Here is a 17,659-nt window from a genome sequence, read left to right as displayed (position 1 = left end):
AATCAAGCAAAATGGCTTAATCCCAAACTCAAGGAGAAAATTATGCCTTTATTAGACAGTTTTAAAGTTGATCATACTAAAATGAAAGCGCCTTTTGTGCGAATCGCTAAAACCATGGCAACCCCAAAAGGTGACGATATTACAGTATTTGATCTTCGCTTTACTATACCTAATAAAGCACTACTACCTGAAAAAGGTATTCATACTTTAGAGCACTTATTTGCAGGCTTTATGCGTGATCATTTAAATAGTGATAAAGTTGAAATTATTGACATCTCACCAATGGGCTGCCGAACCGGTTTTTATATGAGTTTAATTGGTAAACCAGAAGAATCATTAGTTGTTAATGCATGGTTACAGGCTATGCATGATGTTATGAATGTAAAATCTCAATCGCAAATCCCGGAGCTGAATGAATATCAATGCGGAACTTATACCATGCACTCTTTAGATGAAGCCAAAGTGATTGCTGAAAAAATTATCCAAACTGGAATTGAAATATGTCATAATCAAGACATTGCATTAACTGATGCGCAACTTGCCACCATTAATAATTAGGAAATATTTATGCCAAATGTAGTTATTGATTTTTTAGAAGGACGCACCATTGAACAAAAACGTGAAATGGCTAAACGAGTAACTGATGCAATTGTTGAAACGCTTAACTGTAAACCAGAGGCGGTACAAATTATTATGCATGAAGTATCAAAAGACCAAATTGCCAATGGTGGCGTACTAAGATGCGACAAAGATTAATAAATTAATTTATTTGTAAATAAAAATTAACCTCAAAATCGATAATAGATTTTGAGGTTAGACGATTAAATAATTACAACAACTAAATTAAAAATATAGCAACTCCGTAAAATTCTCTTTTTAAAGAGTTAATGATTACAGTGGTGTAAATGTAGTATATGTCCTAATTTATTAGCTTTAGTCGCTAAATAATGTTCATTGCTTGGATTTTCTCCCACTTCTAAAGGCACTCGTTCAGTAACGTTAATTCCCGCTTGTTCAAGAACTTTTATCTTTTCCGGATTGTTAGTTAATAATCGAACTTGAGACACATTTAGTAACCTAAGCATATCTGCACATAAGGTGAAATCACGTTCATCAGCAGCAAAGCCTAATTGTTCATTGGCCTCAACCGTATCTAAGCCCTGATCTTGTAGGGCATAAGCCCTAATTTTATTTAGCAAACCAATATTACGCCCTTCTTGACGATGATAAATCAAGACACCCTTACCCTCTTTAGCTATCTGCTTCAATGCAGCTTCTAATTGAAAACCACAATCACATCGTAAACTAAATAATGCATCGCCCGTCAAACATTCAGAATGAACACGTGTTAATATGGATGAATGATCATTAATGTCACCAAACACTAATGCAACATGATCCTTACCTGTTACAATTTCTTCAAAACCAACAATAGTAAAACATCCCCACGGGGTTGGTAGTTTAGCTTGTGCAACATGTTTTAATTGCATTATTATCTCCAAGTTTCATCACAACATGATTAAGATTTTTTAAAAGAAAATCGTGTTTCCATGTTAAAATAAATAAAATTTTATGCTTAATTGAGTTTTAAATGGGGTTAGTAATAAAAAAAACAATAGTGCCATTGATCTTATTTCTGATTATACCGTTATCTGTTATAACCGTAAATTGGCAGTGGCAACCAACGTCAATAAATAATATATCTAAATATTTATTTTGGGTAACTGAAACAGCTAGTTTTCCGTGGGCAATAATAACATCTGGGCTGTTTTTTTTACTCTTTTACCTAAAACTGGTTAATAAAAATAAAAAAACATTATTACTATTATGGTTAGTTTTAGTCAGTGCAATGTTAGGCGGTCAAGTTGTTAAGAGTATCATCAAACAACAAACTGCTGAATCCAGACCTTATGTTATATGGTTAGATAAAGAGTTTAATCTTGATGCAAAGCAATTTTATTCACAAACAAGAGCAGAACGTAAAGCTAATATTGAAAAATTATTAGCCAATTCAACCATTATTCCTACATGGTTATCTAATCATTGGCAAAGTGAAACAGGTTATGCTTTTCCTTCTGGGCACACTTTATTTGCAGCCACTTGGGCTTTATTAGCCATAACGCTACTAAGTTTTAAACGACATTTTTTTATTGTATCAATCATTACTATTTGGTCATTGCTCATTGAAACGAGTCGACTATTATTAGGCATGCATTCAGCTTATGATTTAATATTAGGGATATTGCTAGCTTGGTTAATTTCACTTATCTGCTGTTTTTATGTTAAAAAATGGCATATAGTAATGGAATAAAGCAAAAGAAAAGAATAGTTTTAAAGAAAAGAATTAGGTAATATCAATTTTTTAATAAAAATAATAAGGTTAGCATTATGAAATTAGTAATATCAATTTTATTGATAATTCTTATTTTCGCCATTTCGATAACTATAGGTTCAGCTAATAATCAAATAGTAACTTTTAACTATTTAATTGCTAAAACTGAAGTCAGATTATCTGTATTACTGGCAATATTATTTGGTTCAGGTTTTTTAGTTGGATGGATATTAACTGGAATATATTTCTTAAAATCTAAATTCCAACATTCATCGACGAAACGTAAATTGAATAAATTGCAAAAAAGATATGATGAAGACATATCTAATCATCAGAAAATGAATTTAACCAATACCAATTAAAATAGGTAATTATGTTTGAATTGTTATTTCTGTTACTGCCAATAGCCGCTGCCTATGGCTGGTATATGGGTGACAGAAATGCCAAACAAAAATATTTAAATCAATCGAATCGATTATCTAGAGAATACGTAGATGGTCTAAATTTTCTTTTGTCTAATCAAAAAGATAAAGCTGTTGATATTTTCCTTGATCTACTTAAAGAAGATGATGGTACCCTCGAAGCGCATCTAACACTAGGAAACCTATTCCGTTCACGTGGCGAAGTTGATCGCGCAATACGTATTCACCAAGCATTAATGGAAAGTTCATCATTAACATTTGATCAACGATTATTAGCAATTCAGCAACTTGGACGAGACTATATGGTTGCGGGGCTTTATGACCGTGCCGAAGAGATGTTTTTACAATTGATTGATGAAGAAGACTTCCAGCAACATGCTCTACAACAGTTACTTATCATTTATCAATCTACAAGCGAATGGAACAATGCGATTAATATCGCAACCAGACTGGTAAAACTTGGCAATGAAAAATATAAGATCGAAATCGCCCAATTTTACTGTGAACTAGCTGCACTCGCTATCGCTGATGATGATTTAGAACAAGCATACAGCCTATTAAAAAAGTCTGCTACTGCCGATGCTAATTGTGCTCGTACTTCATTAATGCTTGGACGAGTATTAATGGTTCAAGACAAAATCGAACAAGCAATTGAATCTTTTCAACAAATAATAAACCAAGACAAAGCTTTTATTGGCGAAGCCTTACCACTATTAAAAGAATGTTATACACAAATAAATCAGCCACAACTATTCAAACAGTTTTTAGAAATTTGTGTCAAACAAGACACTGGTAATGTAGCAGAACTTATGCTTGCCGATATTGTTGAAAAAAATAATGGGCTAGATGCGGCCCAATATTACCTTTATCGTGAATTATTAAAACACCCAAATCTTAAAGGTTTTTACCGATTAATGGATTACCATGTGGCTGATGCTGAACAAGGAAAAGCCAAACAAAGTCTATTACTTCTTCGAAATATGGTAGGTGAACAGATAAAAACAGTTCCCAATTACCGGTGCAAAAAATGTGGATTTACCGTTAATACCCTCTACTGGTTGTGCCCAAGCTGCCGTTCATGGTCAACCATAAAGCCAGTTCGAGATTTCGAACATCATTCAAATAATTAAAAGAGTTTAATATGTTTCTAATTGATTCGCACTGTCATTTAGACAGTTTGGACTATACAAATAAAACGCTTGATAGCGTTTTGCAAGAGGCATTAAATAATGATGTCAAACATTGTCTAAGTGTTGCAACAACATTGTCGGGTTATGAAGCGATGAAAGCAATGCTAATGCCATATAAAAAACAATGCTCGTTTTCATGTGGTATTCACCCACTCAATTTAGATGATGAACCTTACGACACCGAGCGTTTTGCTCGTCTTGCACAAGAAGATAATGTTATCGCTCTTGGCGAAACAGGTCTTGATTATTACTATCAACAAGATAATCTTGAATTACAGCAATACAATTTTATACAACACATTCACTTAGGTAAACAATTAAAAAAACCAATAATTGTCCACACCCGTAACGCTAAACAAGATACCCTAAAAATATTAAAAGAAGAGCAAGCTCACTCCGGTGTCTTACATTGCTTCACCGAAGACATTGATACGGCCAAAGCATTATTAGACATTGGTTTTTATATTTCATTTTCAGGGATTATCACCTTTAAAAATGCCGAATCTCTGCGAGAAGTAGCAAAATTTGTGCCTTTAGATCGCATTTTGATTGAGACTGATTCACCCTATTTAGCGCCTGTTCCCTATCGAGGAAAAGAAAATCAGCCCGCTTATGTTAAAGAGGTAGCTAATTATTTAGCTGCACTAAAAGGTGTAACTCTTGATACTATTGCACAACAAACTACAACAAACTTTTGTCAATTATTCAATTTAAAAGGAGTAATTAATGAGTAACAAATTAACAATCAATTGGGATGACTTTTTAACTAATTATTGGCAAAAAAAACCAGTTATTTTACGTAATGCTTTTAGTAATTTTATCGATCCTATCTCTCCTGAAGAACTAGCTGGTCTTGCCATGGAAGAAGAAATTGAAAGTCGAATTGTTACTAACAAAAATGGAAAATGGGACGCAAAATATGGGCCATTTATTGACTTTAGTGACTTAGGTGAAGATCATTGGAGCCTACTTGTCCAAGCTGTCGATCATTGGCATGAGCAAGCAGCTACTTTAGTTGAACCGTTTAAATGCATTCCACAATGGCAATTTGAAGATCTAATGATATCTTATGCAACCCAAGGTGCTGGCGTTGGCCCTCATATTGATAATTATGATGTATTTATCATTCAAGGTAAAGGCCGCCGTCGTTGGCAAGTTGGTGATCGTAATCCTAATTATAAACAATTTAGTGCTCATAAAGCTTTATTACATGTTGAAGATTATCAACCTATTATTGATGAGGAAATTACTGCTGGAGATATTTTATATATTCCAATTGGTTTTCCACATAATGGGATATCGATTGGCGAATCACTTAGTTATTCGGTAGGATTTAGAACCCAAACATCACAAGACTTATTAAGTGGATTTGCCGATTATATTATCGATAATTTACCTAATGGGATTTTTTATCAAGATCCAGGGTTAAAATTACCAAAAGATCCTTATTTAATTCAACCATATGAAATTGAAAAGCTTAAAAGTCAAATGATTGATTTAATAAATAATCCAGCTTTATTTAATGATTGGTTTGGTAAACATATCACAATGCCTATGCATGAACTAAATATCATTCCTGTTGAACCAGCTTATGATTTAGATGAATTCGAAGCTATTCTCAAAGCTGGAGCTGAACTCTACCGAGTTCCTAGTATCCGTATCCTAAAAATCGGTGATACCGCCTATATCAACGGAAAAAAAATACCTTTACCAATGACAACAATCAATTTGTTATGTGAAACTGAAGTACTTTGCTATGAGCAAATACAAGACGATGTAACCTTAGATGTCATGTTAAAATTTGTTAATCTTGGTTATTGGTATTTTGCCGAAGAGTAAAATTTTCATCTTAACAATATCGGTTACTAAGCTATCGGCTAACATCCGTAAAATGGCAAAATTATCGACTAATTTGTCTAAAAAATTAGATATTTTTCAATATTAAACAGATAATTTTGCCAAAACAACAATAAATAAAATAAAAGCTGATATTTTTGGATTTTCATTTAGCTTTTTACCATTTTTAAGTATATACTTGCCCCCGCTTTTTGAGCCCCTTCGTTTAATGATGAGTTAAACAAAATAACGCTTAGATTGAACCACTATCTTTTTATTGACTTGAGGTAAACATGAATATTAACGCAAACATGACCAACCAAGCTGAGAGTGAAAGCGCACAAACAACTCCTTATCAAAAACGTACTTTATTTGCATCAACAGTAGGATATGCATTAGACGGTTTAGATATGATGATTTTAGGTGTTTGTTTTAGCCTAATTGCAACTACTTTTAACCTAACCAAATCCGATCTAGGTACATTAACTTCGGCGACATTATTAGGGGCTGTATTAGGTGGAATTCTTTTCGGCGTACTTGCTGATAAATTTGGCCGTGTTAGAGTATTTTCATGGACAATTTTAATCTTCTCATTATTTACAGGCCTTTGTGCTATTTCACCAAATTATGAAAGCTTTTTAATTTTTCGCTTTCTTAGTGGCCTTGGTTTGGGAGGTGAATTTGGTATAGGCATGACATTAGTATCAGAAAGTTGGCCTAAACACAAACGTTCCAGAGCAACTTCAATTGTGGCATTAGGCTTTCAAGTGGGGATAATTCTTGCCGCCCTAACGGTTAATTTTATTGGTGAAGTGCATGGTTGGCGCTGGGCATTTGCCATGGGTGTATTACCTGCACTATTTGTTGCATGGACGCGTAAAGGTTTAAAAGAGCCTGAAATTTGGCAAAACTTAAAAGATCAAAATAAAAATAAAATAGCCATCGGAAAACTATTTAAAACCCCTAGAATTACAGCTACCACTATTGGTTTAACTATTGCTTGTGCAGTACAAAATTTTGGGTTTTATGGATTAATGGTTTGGATGCCTAATATGATTGCGACTGAATTAAAACTACCATTCAAAAATACGATGTTTTGGACCATATCAACCACGATTGGTATGTCATTAGGAATCTTAATTTTTGGTTGGTTATGTGATAAATTTGGTCGTCGCCCATCTTATATAATATTTTTACTTATATCAGCTATTTCAATATGGTTCTATTTTCACCAAACTGATATGTTAGTTTTAATACTATTTGGTTCAGTTATCGGCTTTTTTGTTAATGGTATGATGGGTGGATATGGGGCTTTGTTGGCTGAACATTATACAACGGATGCCCGTTCAAGTGCTGAAAACATTATATTTAACGTTGGTCGTGGTATTGCGGGTGTATCGCAAGTACTCATTGCCTATCTAGCGACTGTTTACTCCATCAGTTATGCATTAGCACTACTTTCTGGAGCTTACTTGTTATCAGCAATAGCCTTTATCTTCTTAATTCCAGAAACCAAAGGCAAAGCATTAGAGTAATTACATAAAAAACAGGGCTTAAAGCCCTGTTTTGCTAATAAAAATACTAATTATTTTTAACTATTTTGCATCACAATCAGCTGGTTTTAAGTGTATACTAAATACCATTTCATCTTTAATATAATAATTGTGAATCGCACCATCGGGAAAAGCATTTTTAAAGTCTTTCATTTCGCTATTATCTGAACAATAAAGAGTTTTTAATGCATCAGCAGTAACTTTTTTACTTTGGTCAATATCCAAATCATCTTTAGATACATCCATTACATATTTATAGTTAATTGAATTATTCTCTTTATAAAGATCAACTAGGTTAGAATATTCATTCACTTTTACTGGTAGTAAACGTTTAGCTTCACTAATATATTTATCCTGAGCTTTACTTAGATCTGGCTTAGTTGCCTGCGTATCATTTGAAACTGGTGCAGTTTTTGCTGGCTCACTATTAGTACTATTATCAGCTGGTTTAGATTTTGAATCATCACAACCAAATAGAGCAGCAGCTATAAAGATCAATGCTGAATATTTTAAACCTTTCATATAAATTCCTTATTATAAAATTAATTAATCACTTAATTAGATGAAGAAGACTATTAAATTGTAAATTATAACTATAAAAAAATACACAACTTTAATAGTAAAGAAGAAAGAAAAAATCATTTTTATACAATATATAAAAAGGGCTACAATAGCCCTTTAACATATTGTAATTATTATAAATTAATTAATATGCATACCACCAGTTACACCATATACTTCGGCGGTGGTATAGCTTGATTCTTCTGATGCTAAATGCACATACACGCCAGCTAGTTCTACCGGTTGCCCCGCACGTTTTAATGGTGTTTGTTTACCAAACTCTGGAATCACTTCACTTGGTTGACCACCACAAATTTGTAATGGTGTCCATACTGGACCTGGTGCTACACAATTAACACGAATACCTTTACTACCTAATTGCGCAGCTAAGCCACGAGTGAACGCGATAATCGCCGTTTTGGTTGAAGCATAATCCAATAAGTTACCACTTGGTTGGTAAGCTTGCACCGAAGAAGTGGTAATAATCGTCGAACCCGGTTTTAAATAACCCAATGCGGCTTTGGTTACCCAAAATAGTGAAAACACATTGATTTCAAAGGTTTTAATGATTTGTTCCGTAGTCAATTGCATAATATCTTCTACAGCTGTTTGTTTACCAGCCACTAAGGTTAGATTATCAAGCCCACCTAATTTTTTATGCGCTTCATCAACTAATTTTTTGCAAAATACCTCATCACTTAAATCGCCTGGAATCAACACTGCTTTACGCCCTACAGATTCGATAACTTTCGCTACATCTTCAGCATCTTTTTGTTCCGCCGGCAAATAGTTAATTGCTACATCAGCACCTTCTTTTGCATAAGCAATAGCTGCTGCACGACCAATCCCTGAATCACCACCAGTAACCAACATTTTTCGACCTTCTAACCGTTGATGACCTTGATAACTTTTTTCACCACAATCAGGCACTGGATTCATTTCATATTGTAAGCCAGGAGGAGTTTGTTTTTGTTTAGGAAACTTGTCATGATGATATTTGGTTGTGGGATTATAGGTTTGCTTACTCATAATTTTCTCCTAAGTTAGACATGTATTTGTAGACAAATTCAATATAACTTAAATAAAATCAATTAATAATCACAAAATCCTATTGCCAGACATATTTTATATCTTTAAAATACTTAATTAATTCAATTAATTATATTAACCGATAACACACTGTAAAAAATAATAACCATTGATAACCAAAAAAATTTGAGAATAAAGTAACAGTGACTTCCTTGAATGGCCTAGCGAGGACAGAAGTAACTTATGCTAAAACCATGACTGATGATAAATTGAACAACAAAAATAGTGTAACAAATAAATTAACATTAAGCTAGCAATGCAAGTTTAATAATAATTATTTATTAGTTGGGCAAGTAGTCACAACTACTGTTAGCACTCTTTACCCATCTATATATAAGATTATTTCTAATTACTTTTACTTAACTCCCATGACAATCTGCAGGGGTTAATTCAACCACGATAATCTCTTTATTATCAATAAAATAATGATAGTTTGCACCATCAGGAAATGCTGTTTTTAACTGCTGCATTTCTTCATTATTTTCACAATAAGCCTTAAACAAGGCTTGACGGATAGTATCAAACGTACTTGGCAATAATAACGTATGTTCAGAGGTATTTTTAACCTCATATTGATAATTGACGATATTACGATCTTTATCTTTATCGATACCAATTAAAGTCGTTAACTCATCAATCGCAATGGGTAAAGCTTTCTTGATAGGTTCAATCATTGCATTTTGTACCGCAACAAGTGATTCATCATTAACATTATCTACGGTATTTTCTTTCGCTTTCTCACAGCCAAACACTAAAACACTTACCAGCAAAAATGTAACCAATTTAAGTATTTTCATATAGGTATCTCTTAATGAGTAATAAATAATGATTAGCAATATAAGGTTAAAAAAGTTAGTTTACTTTTAAGCTCAATGATTGATATTTATACACTAACCAGCCATAAAATGCCAAACTAAAACCAAAATTAATCTTTTTTAAGAATTAAAAAAACCCCTTTCCTCAAAAATTTTTTCAAACAATAAACATACTAATTAAAACTGCTTTTAAAAAAAGCATAAAAAAGAGTTGCACTTTTTTTTAAAACGAGTATTTTGATTAAATATTTTTAAAAAATGACAAAATAATTACAAAAAAATTATGAATTTTTCACTCATCGTCGTCCTCATTAACATTATTGTCAGCGTGGTCATTATTCCAACGCGGGGGCGTCTTTTGAGTTAAATATATGGTTACCATATTTCAAAAACCCCCGCCCCAAAAAGCGGGGGTTTTTTTATGAACAATTTTGACATTAAAAATAAATGAGCAAAAGTAACAAGTGAGGAATAAATGTTAGGAACACAGTGGATAGTAAAAACCTTAAAAGAAAAAGGCATTACCACCGTTTTTGGATATCCTGGTGGTCAAATTATGCCTCTATACGATGCACTTTATGATGGTGGAATTGAACACGTACTATGCCGTCATGAACAAGGTGCCGCAATGGCAGCCATTGGTTATGCTCGCGCTACCGGCAAAATTGGAGTTTGTATTGCAACATCAGGCCCTGGTGCAACCAATATTATTACAGGCCTTGCTGATGCATTAATTGATTCAGTACCCGTTATAGCCATTACCGGACAAGTTCCAACTACATTAATTGGCACTGATGCCTTTCAAGAAGTTGATGTTTTAGGCTTATCCTTAGCTTGCACCAAACATAGCTATTTAATTGATGATGCCACCCAGTTGCCGAATACCTTACAAGAGGCTTTCAATTTAGCCAATTCGGGCAGGCCGGGACCAATATTAATTGACATCCCAAAAGATATCCAGCTTGCCGAACATGATTACCAAACCTATTTAACACCGACAACCATAAAAACTCCTTCTGATAATGCTCAATTATATCCAATCTCATCTGACGAGATAACTCTTGCTAAACAAATGATTTGCCAAGCCAAAAAACCAATGCTTTATATTGGTGGTGGCGTTGGACTATCAAATGCAATTGCAGAAATGCGTGAATTTATGAACTTAACGCAAATACCTAGTGTATCGACATTAAAAGGACTCGGTGTTGCTGATCTTAACAATCCTTATTACTTAGGATTAATTGGTATGCATGGTGCCAAAGCAGCTAATTTAGCGGTACAAGAGTGTGATTTACTGATTGCTTTAGGCGTTAGATTTGACGATCGAGTAACAGGCAAGCTTAATGAATTTGCTAAACATGCTAAAGTCATTCATATCGATATTGATCAGTCTGAAATCAATAAATTACGTCAAAGCCATTTAGGATTACAGGGCGATATCAAACATGTTTTACCAATGCTTCATCAAACTGTCTCTATTAAAGATTGGCACGAGAGAATTAAACAATTAAAGGCGCAACACCCTACCCGCTACGATCATCCAGGGGAAGCTATCTATGCACCGGCATTACTAAAACGTATTTCAGAAAGAAGACCTGTTAACAGCGTAATTACCACTGATGTCGGTCAACACCAAATGTGGACAGCGCAACATATGAGTTTTAATCATCCACAAAACTTTATTACTTCCAGTGGATTAGGAACAATGGGCTTCGGTCTACCCGCTGCAATAGGAGCACAAATGTCCAGACCTGAAGATATGGTAATTTGTGTATCTGGTGATGGTTCTTTTATGATGAATGTACAAGAATTAACCACAATAAAACGTAAAAAATTGCCAGTAAAAATTGTGCTAATTGATAATCAACGCTTAGGTATGGTCAGACAATGGCAAGAACTTTTTTTTAATGAAAGATATAGCGAAACCAATTTATCGGATAACCCAGACTTTCTAATGTTAGCTAAAGCATTTGATATTCCGGGACAAATGATCAGCAAAAAAGCGGAAATCGAACCAGCACTTGATAATCTATTTAATTCATCCAGTGCTTACTTACTGCATGTATGTATTGATGAACTAGAAAACGTATGGCCACTAGTACCACCAGGGGCAGCAAATGAAAATATGTTAGATAAAAGTAATAAGGAGTAAGTGATGAATCAATTAGCGACACATCAATTTACTATAAAGGCCAATGATAAATTAGGTTCTCTTGAACGCATTTTACGCGTTGTTCGCCACCGTGGCGCGCATATACAACAGATGCAAATGCAATCAATTGATAATCATTTATTTATCTTAAATCTAACATTTACTACGGAACGAGCACTATCATCATTACAAAGCCAAATTGGCAAATTGGAAGATGTTATAGCGATTGAATAAAACTTACAATAAACCTTATTCAAACAATAGGTTAAATAAAAAAGAGTATTTTTATAGAAGTTAAACAAAAAAAAAGTGATGTATAATGCTTACCATTAAATGAACAAAAGCAGTATGCATGCTTAACAAAAGTAAATTTAAGAGGAAAACAAAAATGGGTACTACAGCAAAATCTGATTATATTTGGTTAAATGGCGAAATGATTCCATGGGCAGATGCTAAAATTCACGTAATGTCACATGCCCTGCATTATGGTACTTCAGTATTCGAAGGTGTCCGTTGTTATGAAACAAACAAAGGGCCAGCAATTTTTCGTCATAAAGAACATGCACAGCGCCTATTGAATTCAGCTAAAATTTATCGTTTTCCTGTTCCTTATTCACTTGAAGAGATCATGGAAGCAACCCGCCAAGTAATTAAGAAAAACAATTTAAAAAGCGCATACATTCGTCCATTAGCATTTATTGGTGATGTTGGTATGGGTGTTATTCCACCTGCAGGTTATCAAACAGATGTTATGATTGCTGCATTCCCATGGGGTGCCTACCTTGGTGAAGACGCCTTAGAACAAGGTATTGATGCCATGGTATCATCATGGAACCGTTTTGCTCCAAATACCATTCCAGCAGCAGCAAAAGCTGGTGGTAACTACTTATCATCACTACTTATCGGATCTGAAGCTCGTGCTAATGGCTTCCAAGAAGGGATTGCATTAGACGTTAACGGTCAGCTTTCTGAAGGTTCAGGTGAAAACCTATTTATCGTTAAAGACGGTATCTTATTTACCCCATTACTATCATCATCTGCACTTCCAGGGATCACTCGTGATGCCATCATTACCCTTGCTCGTGATTTAGGCATTGAAGTACGTGAACAGACTCTGTCTCGTGAATCACTATATCTTGCTGATGAAGTGTTTATGACCGGTACTGCTGCCGAAATCACACCTGTACGAAGTGTTGATCGTATTCAAGTTGGTATTGGTCGTTGTGGCCCAATCACTAAACAAATCCAACAAACATTCTTCGGATTGTTCGATGGAAAAACTGAAGATAAATATGGTTGGTTAGATCTAATTAAATAAGCATTGATAAGTACCGCCGATTTAGATTAATTCGGCGGTGTCATCATTTTACTATTTATTAAGAACTCAAAAATGTACCGATAGAAATCGGTCGCTTGCATTAGGAAAAATTGGGAGCAACAAATGCCTAAATATCGTTCGGCAACCTCAGTTGAAGGTCGCAATATGGCAGGCGCCCGCGCCTTATGGCGTGCAACAGGCGTAAAAAATGAAGACTTTGGTAAACCCATCATTGCAGTGGTTAATTCATTCACACAATTCGTACCGGGCCATGTCCACTTAAAAGATATTGGTCAACTAGTGGCAAAAGAAATTGAAGCTTGTGGTGGTATTGCCAAAGAGTTTAATACTATTGCTGTTGATGATGGTATCGCTATGGGCCATGGTGGTATGCTTTATTCATTACCATCTCGAGAACTCATTGCCGATTCAGTTGAATATATGGTTAATGCACACTGTGCTGATGCTATGATCTGTATCTCAAACTGTGACAAAATTACCCCAGGGATGTTAATGGCGTCACTGCGCTTAAACATTCCAACCGTATTTGTTTCGGGCGGTCCAATGGAAGCCGGTAAAACTAAGCTGTCAGATCAAATCATCAAACTCGACTTAGTTGATGCTATGATCCAAAGTGCTAATCCTACTGTTAGCGATGCTGACAGCGAGGCTATTGAACAATCAGCCTGCCCGACTTGTGGATCATGCTCGGGGATGTTTACTGCTAACTCAATGAACTGTTTAACCGAAGCATTAGGCCTCTCTTTACCGGGTAATGGCTCACTGGTTGCCACCCACAAACAGCGTGAACAACTTTTCTTAAATGCGGCTAAGCGCATTGTTGAAATAACTAAGCAGTATTACGAGCATGATGATTTGGCTTATTTACCTCGTTCAATTGCGACTAAAGCTGCTTATGAAAATGCTATGTCACTTGATATCGCCATGGGTGGCTCAACAAATACCGTATTACATTTACTTGCCACAGCACAAGAAGGTGAAATAGACTTTACCATGTCTGACATCGACAGATTATCACGCAAAGTTCCTCATCTATGTAAAGTTGCACCAAGTACCGCAATTTATCATATGGAAGATGTCCACCGTGCCGGGGGGGTGGTCTCCATCATGTCTGAATTGGACAAAGCAGGATTACTAAACCGTAACGTACACAACGTACTAGGTTTAAGTTTACAAGAAACCTTTGCCAAATATGATATTACGCAAACAACTGACGAAGCCGTCAAAAAAATGTATCGCAGTGGTCCAGCAGGCATTCGCACCACCAAGGCCTTTTCTCAAGATTGTTATTGGGATAGCTTAGATGATGATCGTGAAAATGGCTGTATTCGTGATAAAGCACATGCTTATAGCCAAGATGGTGGATTAGCAACCCTTTACGGTAACGTCGCCCAAGATGGCGCTATTGTAAAAACCGCCAGTGTTGCTGCCGAAAACCTAGTCTTCCGTGGTCCGGCCAAAGTTTATGAAAGCCAAGAAGATGCTGTTGATGCAATTTTAGGTGGCAAAGTAGTGGCAGGCGATGTGGTAGTGATTGTCTACGAAGGACCAAAAGGTGGACCAGGTATGCAAGAGATGCTCTATCCGACAAGTTACTTAAAATCAATGGGGCTTGGTAAAGCCTGTGCATTAATCACTGATGGTCGTTTTTCTGGTGGTTCATCGGGATTATCTATTGGTCACATTTCACCAGAAGCTGCTAATGGTGGGGTGATTGGTCTTGTTCGTGATGGCGATATTATCGATATCGACATCCCAAATCGTAAATTAGAGCTCATCGTACCAGAAGATGAATTAGAACGTCGCCGTGTCGCAGAACTTGCTCGTGGTGATAAAGCCTTTACTCCTCATAATCGTGACCGTTATGTCTCATATGCACTAAAAGCTTATGCTAGCTTAGCAACTAGTGCAGACAAAGGTGCGGTACGTGATAAAAGCAAATTAGGTGGTTAATGTGAATCAACAAGCTAACAAACTAACCGGCGCTGATTATTTAAAAGCTACACTATGCAGTGCAGTGTATGATGTTGCCCAAGTGACACCACTGGAACATATGGAAAAAATCTCCACTCGTTTAAAAAATCAAATTTTTGTTAAACGGGAGGATCGTCAATTAGTCCATAGTTTCAAAATTCGTGGCGCCCAAGCCATGATAGCCAGCTTAAGCCCTGAAGAACGTAAATGTGGTGTAGTTGCCGCATCAGCCGGTAATCATGCCCAAGGTGTTGCATTTTCAGCAACTAAATTAGGGATTAAATCGCTAATTGTCATGCCATTAAATACGGCAGATATCAAAGTCGAAGCCGTAAAAGACTTTGGTGGTGAAGTATTACTTTATGGAGCCAATTTTGACGAAGCTAAAGCCAAAGCAATGGAGCTGGCCAAGCAACAAAATCGGATTTTTATTCCACCTTTTGATCATCCACTAGTTATCGCCGGTCAAGGCAGTATTGCTATGGAACTGCTGCAACAAAATGCCAAGCTTGACCGCATTTTTGTGCCTGTCGGTGGTGGCGGACTCGCTGCTGGTATTGCCGTATTAATTAAGCAAATCATGCCATCAATAAAAGTGATTGCGGTTGAACCTGAAGATGCGGCCTGCTTGAAAGCGGCTTTAGTTGCAGGACATCCAGTCGATCTTGATCGGGTTGGTTTATTTGCTGAAGGTGTTGCAGTTAAACGAATTGGTGATGAAACATTTAGACTCTGTCAGCAATATATTGACGATATCATTACTGTTGATAGCGATGAAATCTGTGCGGCAGTTAAAGATCTATTTGATAATGTACGTGCCATTGCCGAACCATCGGGTGCAGTAGCATTAGCTGGTCTTAAAAAGTATGTCGAACAAAATAACATTTGTGGTGAAAATTTAGCCCACATTTTATCTGGAGCTAACTTAAACTTCCATAATCTACGTTATGTATCTGAACGTTGTGAATTGGGTGAAAAACGTGAAGTACTCTTAGCGGTAACTATACCTGAACAAAAGGGAAGCTTTTTAAAATTTTGCCAATTATTAGGTGGACGAGCAGTCACAGAATTCAACTACCGCTATCATGACGACAAATCAGCTCGCATATTTGTTGGCGTTAAAATTGCCAAAAGCAATGAAAAAGACGAAATCATGCAAGAACTCAGCGCAGCTGATTATCAAGTTGTCGATCTCACTGATGACGAAATGGCAAAACTACATGTTCGTTATATGATTGGTGGCAAACCATGTCAACCTCTTAACGAACAAGTTTATAGTTTTGAGTTTCCTGAATCACAAGGTGCATTGCTTAAGTTTTTACAAACGCTAGGTACTAACTGGAATATATCAATGTTCCATTATCGTAGTCACGGTACCGATTATGGCCGAGTATTAGCTGCTTTTGAAATAGATAAAGCTAGCCATACAACCTTTACAAAACATTTAACCGAGTTGGATTATGGTTTTAATAATGAAACTGAAAATCCATCACTTAAATTATTCTTAACCAATGAGTAATTTAACTGCCCCTAAAATAAATTAGGGGCACTTTTGCCTAACTAAATAGCATATAATTTAGTAATTAATAATAATGATTTTAATCTGTTTTTTAACAAAAATACTATGTTAAGTGTTATAGTTAAGATTATAGTTAAGATATGGGTTATTAAAAAACTGCCTCAATTTTTTAAAGCTTAAAAATAGCTTTCCTTAATTTAATCCGTCCATCTCTACATTACACATAGCTAAACGATAAAACCATGCAGATTTCATTACTTCACCAATTTAGTAAAAATAAAAAGTTAAGGTAAAGGTATAGTACATAAATTATTATAATTCAAAATAATATTTAACAATTGCATTACCGTTCTCATCACTTCCAACTAACTCAAATACTTGCAGCTAAGAGGATTTAGATACATTACTTGGATCGTCTGAACTCCGTTACGATACTTGAGCGACTGGACCAGTTAGAGTGACTTGAAAGCTTGTACTTGTTACTTCCAATATAGTAACAGTAATACCTGCTTGGGAAACGGAAGGAGGTCATTTCAAAAAAACAGTACTGACTATCTTTAAATCAAAATATACCAAATCCCTCATAGTAGAAAAGTTTTAGCCGTAAGATGATTAAATTGAAGATTGAATAATATCAATTCCCAGAATTCCATATTCAAGCTGAACCAGCATACTTATCTATACCATTAACCGATATTTATTGATTAAAATATTTACTGAAAGTCTCTATTCCTCAACAATAACTCCGCCCCAATTTAGGCGGATAGTACTCACCACAAAATCTCTTTTTATCACCCACTTCGTCAGCTTAATTGAAGCTACAAATCAACCACTTTTTAATATTCCAACATTGAAGCTTCAATCTAATGGATAACAA

17 protein-coding genes are annotated in these 17,659 nt (G+C 35.4%); 13 read left to right on the top strand and 4 right to left on the bottom strand.

Features of this window, described 5'->3' with window-relative positions; all coding sequences use genetic code 11:
* The first annotated feature begins 42 nt into the window (after positions 1–42).
* Together luxS and B6C84_RS03255 are read left to right on the top strand one after the other, a co-directional pair.
* Positions 43–558, top strand: a complete 516-nt coding sequence (gene luxS, locus B6C84_RS03260; protein ID WP_065650933.1) for an S-ribosylhomocysteine lyase — start codon at positions 43–45, stop codon at positions 556–558.
* A 9-nt stretch (positions 559–567) separates the two neighbouring features.
* A complete protein-coding gene (locus B6C84_RS03255; RefSeq protein ID WP_034901609.1) occupies positions 568–756 on the top strand; it encodes a 2-hydroxymuconate tautomerase in 189 nt (62 codons plus the stop codon).
* 128 nt (positions 757–884) lie between these two features.
* Here the strand turns inward: B6C84_RS03255 and ribA are convergent, their stop codons facing one another.
* Complete coding sequence (gene ribA / locus B6C84_RS03250) at positions 885–1,490, bottom strand: GTP cyclohydrolase II (RefSeq protein ID WP_086321018.1); 606 nt, start codon at positions 1,488–1,490, stop codon at positions 885–887.
* Between the two features lie 101 nt (positions 1,491–1,591).
* On the opposite strand from ribA, the gene B6C84_RS03245 reads away from it, so the two are divergent.
* From B6C84_RS03245 to B6C84_RS03220, 6 genes are all read left to right on the top strand, one after another.
* A complete protein-coding gene (locus tag B6C84_RS03245) occupies positions 1,592–2,311 on the top strand; it encodes a phosphatase PAP2 family protein (RefSeq protein WP_086321017.1) in 720 nt (239 codons plus the stop codon).
* 77 nt (positions 2,312–2,388) lie between these two features.
* Positions 2,389–2,694, top strand: a complete 306-nt coding sequence (locus B6C84_RS03240; RefSeq protein WP_034901614.1) for a LapA family protein — start codon at positions 2,389–2,391, stop codon at positions 2,692–2,694.
* 11 nt (positions 2,695–2,705) lie between these two features.
* Positions 2,706–3,884 (top strand): lipopolysaccharide assembly protein LapB, encoded by a 1,179-nt coding sequence (gene lapB, locus B6C84_RS03235; protein WP_065614107.1) that lies wholly within the window; start codon positions 2,706–2,708, stop codon positions 3,882–3,884.
* 11 nt (positions 3,885–3,895) lie between these two features.
* Entirely contained in the window at positions 3,896–4,678 is a 783-nt protein-coding gene (locus B6C84_RS03230) for a YchF/TatD family DNA exonuclease (RefSeq protein ID WP_065578426.1), read from the top strand.
* Positions 4,671–5,783, top strand: a complete 1,113-nt coding sequence (locus tag B6C84_RS03225) for a ribosomal protein uL16 3-hydroxylase (protein ID WP_086354087.1) — start codon at positions 4,671–4,673, stop codon at positions 5,781–5,783. The genes B6C84_RS03230 and B6C84_RS03225 overlap by 8 nt, the downstream gene beginning before the upstream one ends.
* A 290-nt stretch (positions 5,784–6,073) precedes the next feature.
* Entirely contained in the window at positions 6,074–7,315 is a 1,242-nt protein-coding gene (locus tag B6C84_RS03220; protein ID WP_086354086.1) for an MFS transporter, read from the top strand.
* Between the two features lie 60 nt (positions 7,316–7,375).
* On the opposite strand, the gene B6C84_RS03215 is transcribed toward B6C84_RS03220, so the two are convergent.
* The 3 genes from B6C84_RS03215 to B6C84_RS03205 all read right to left on the bottom strand — a co-directional run bounded on the left by B6C84_RS03215 (position 7,376) and on the right by B6C84_RS03205 (position 9,780).
* Positions 7,376–7,855, bottom strand: coding sequence for a hypothetical protein (locus B6C84_RS03215; protein WP_034901625.1), 480 nt, complete (start codon positions 7,853–7,855; stop codon positions 7,376–7,378).
* A 180-nt stretch (positions 7,856–8,035) separates the two neighbouring features.
* Complete coding sequence (locus B6C84_RS03210) at positions 8,036–8,923, bottom strand: SDR family oxidoreductase (protein WP_065578430.1); 888 nt, start codon at positions 8,921–8,923, stop codon at positions 8,036–8,038.
* 419 nt (positions 8,924–9,342) lie between these two features.
* Positions 9,343–9,780, bottom strand: a complete 438-nt coding sequence (locus B6C84_RS03205; RefSeq protein WP_086354085.1) for a hypothetical protein — start codon at positions 9,778–9,780, stop codon at positions 9,343–9,345.
* A 493-nt stretch (positions 9,781–10,273) separates the two neighbouring features.
* Here B6C84_RS03205 and ilvG point away from each other — a divergent pair, with 493 nt between their 5' ends.
* The 5 genes from ilvG (at position 10,274) to ilvA (ending at position 16,782) form a co-directional block, all read left to right on the top strand.
* Complete coding sequence (gene ilvG, locus B6C84_RS03200; protein ID WP_086321014.1) at positions 10,274–11,950, top strand: acetolactate synthase 2 catalytic subunit; 1,677 nt, start codon at positions 10,274–10,276, stop codon at positions 11,948–11,950.
* Between the two features lie 3 nt (positions 11,951–11,953).
* A complete protein-coding gene (gene ilvM / locus B6C84_RS03195) occupies positions 11,954–12,184 on the top strand; it encodes an acetolactate synthase 2 small subunit (protein WP_086321013.1) in 231 nt (76 codons plus the stop codon).
* Between the two features lie 154 nt (positions 12,185–12,338).
* A complete protein-coding gene (locus tag B6C84_RS03190) occupies positions 12,339–13,268 on the top strand; it encodes a branched-chain amino acid transaminase (RefSeq protein ID WP_065650940.1) in 930 nt (309 codons plus the stop codon).
* A gap of 123 nt (positions 13,269–13,391) precedes the next feature.
* Positions 13,392–15,242 (top strand): dihydroxy-acid dehydratase, encoded by a 1,851-nt coding sequence (gene ilvD / locus B6C84_RS03185; RefSeq protein WP_086354084.1) that lies wholly within the window; start codon positions 13,392–13,394, stop codon positions 15,240–15,242.
* Between the two features lies 1 nt (position 15,243).
* On the top strand, positions 15,244–16,782 hold the full coding sequence (gene ilvA / locus B6C84_RS03180) for a threonine ammonia-lyase, biosynthetic (protein WP_244893528.1): 1,539 nt from the start codon (positions 15,244–15,246) through the stop codon (positions 16,780–16,782).
* Positions 16,783–17,659: the final 877 nt, after the last annotated feature.

Origin of the sequence: Gilliamella apis (assembly GCF_002142155.1) — a bacterium.
GTDB classification, from domain to species: Bacteria; Pseudomonadota; Gammaproteobacteria; order Enterobacterales; family Orbaceae; genus Gilliamella; species Gilliamella apis.
This window is presented reverse-complemented; position numbering and strand designations above follow the sequence as displayed.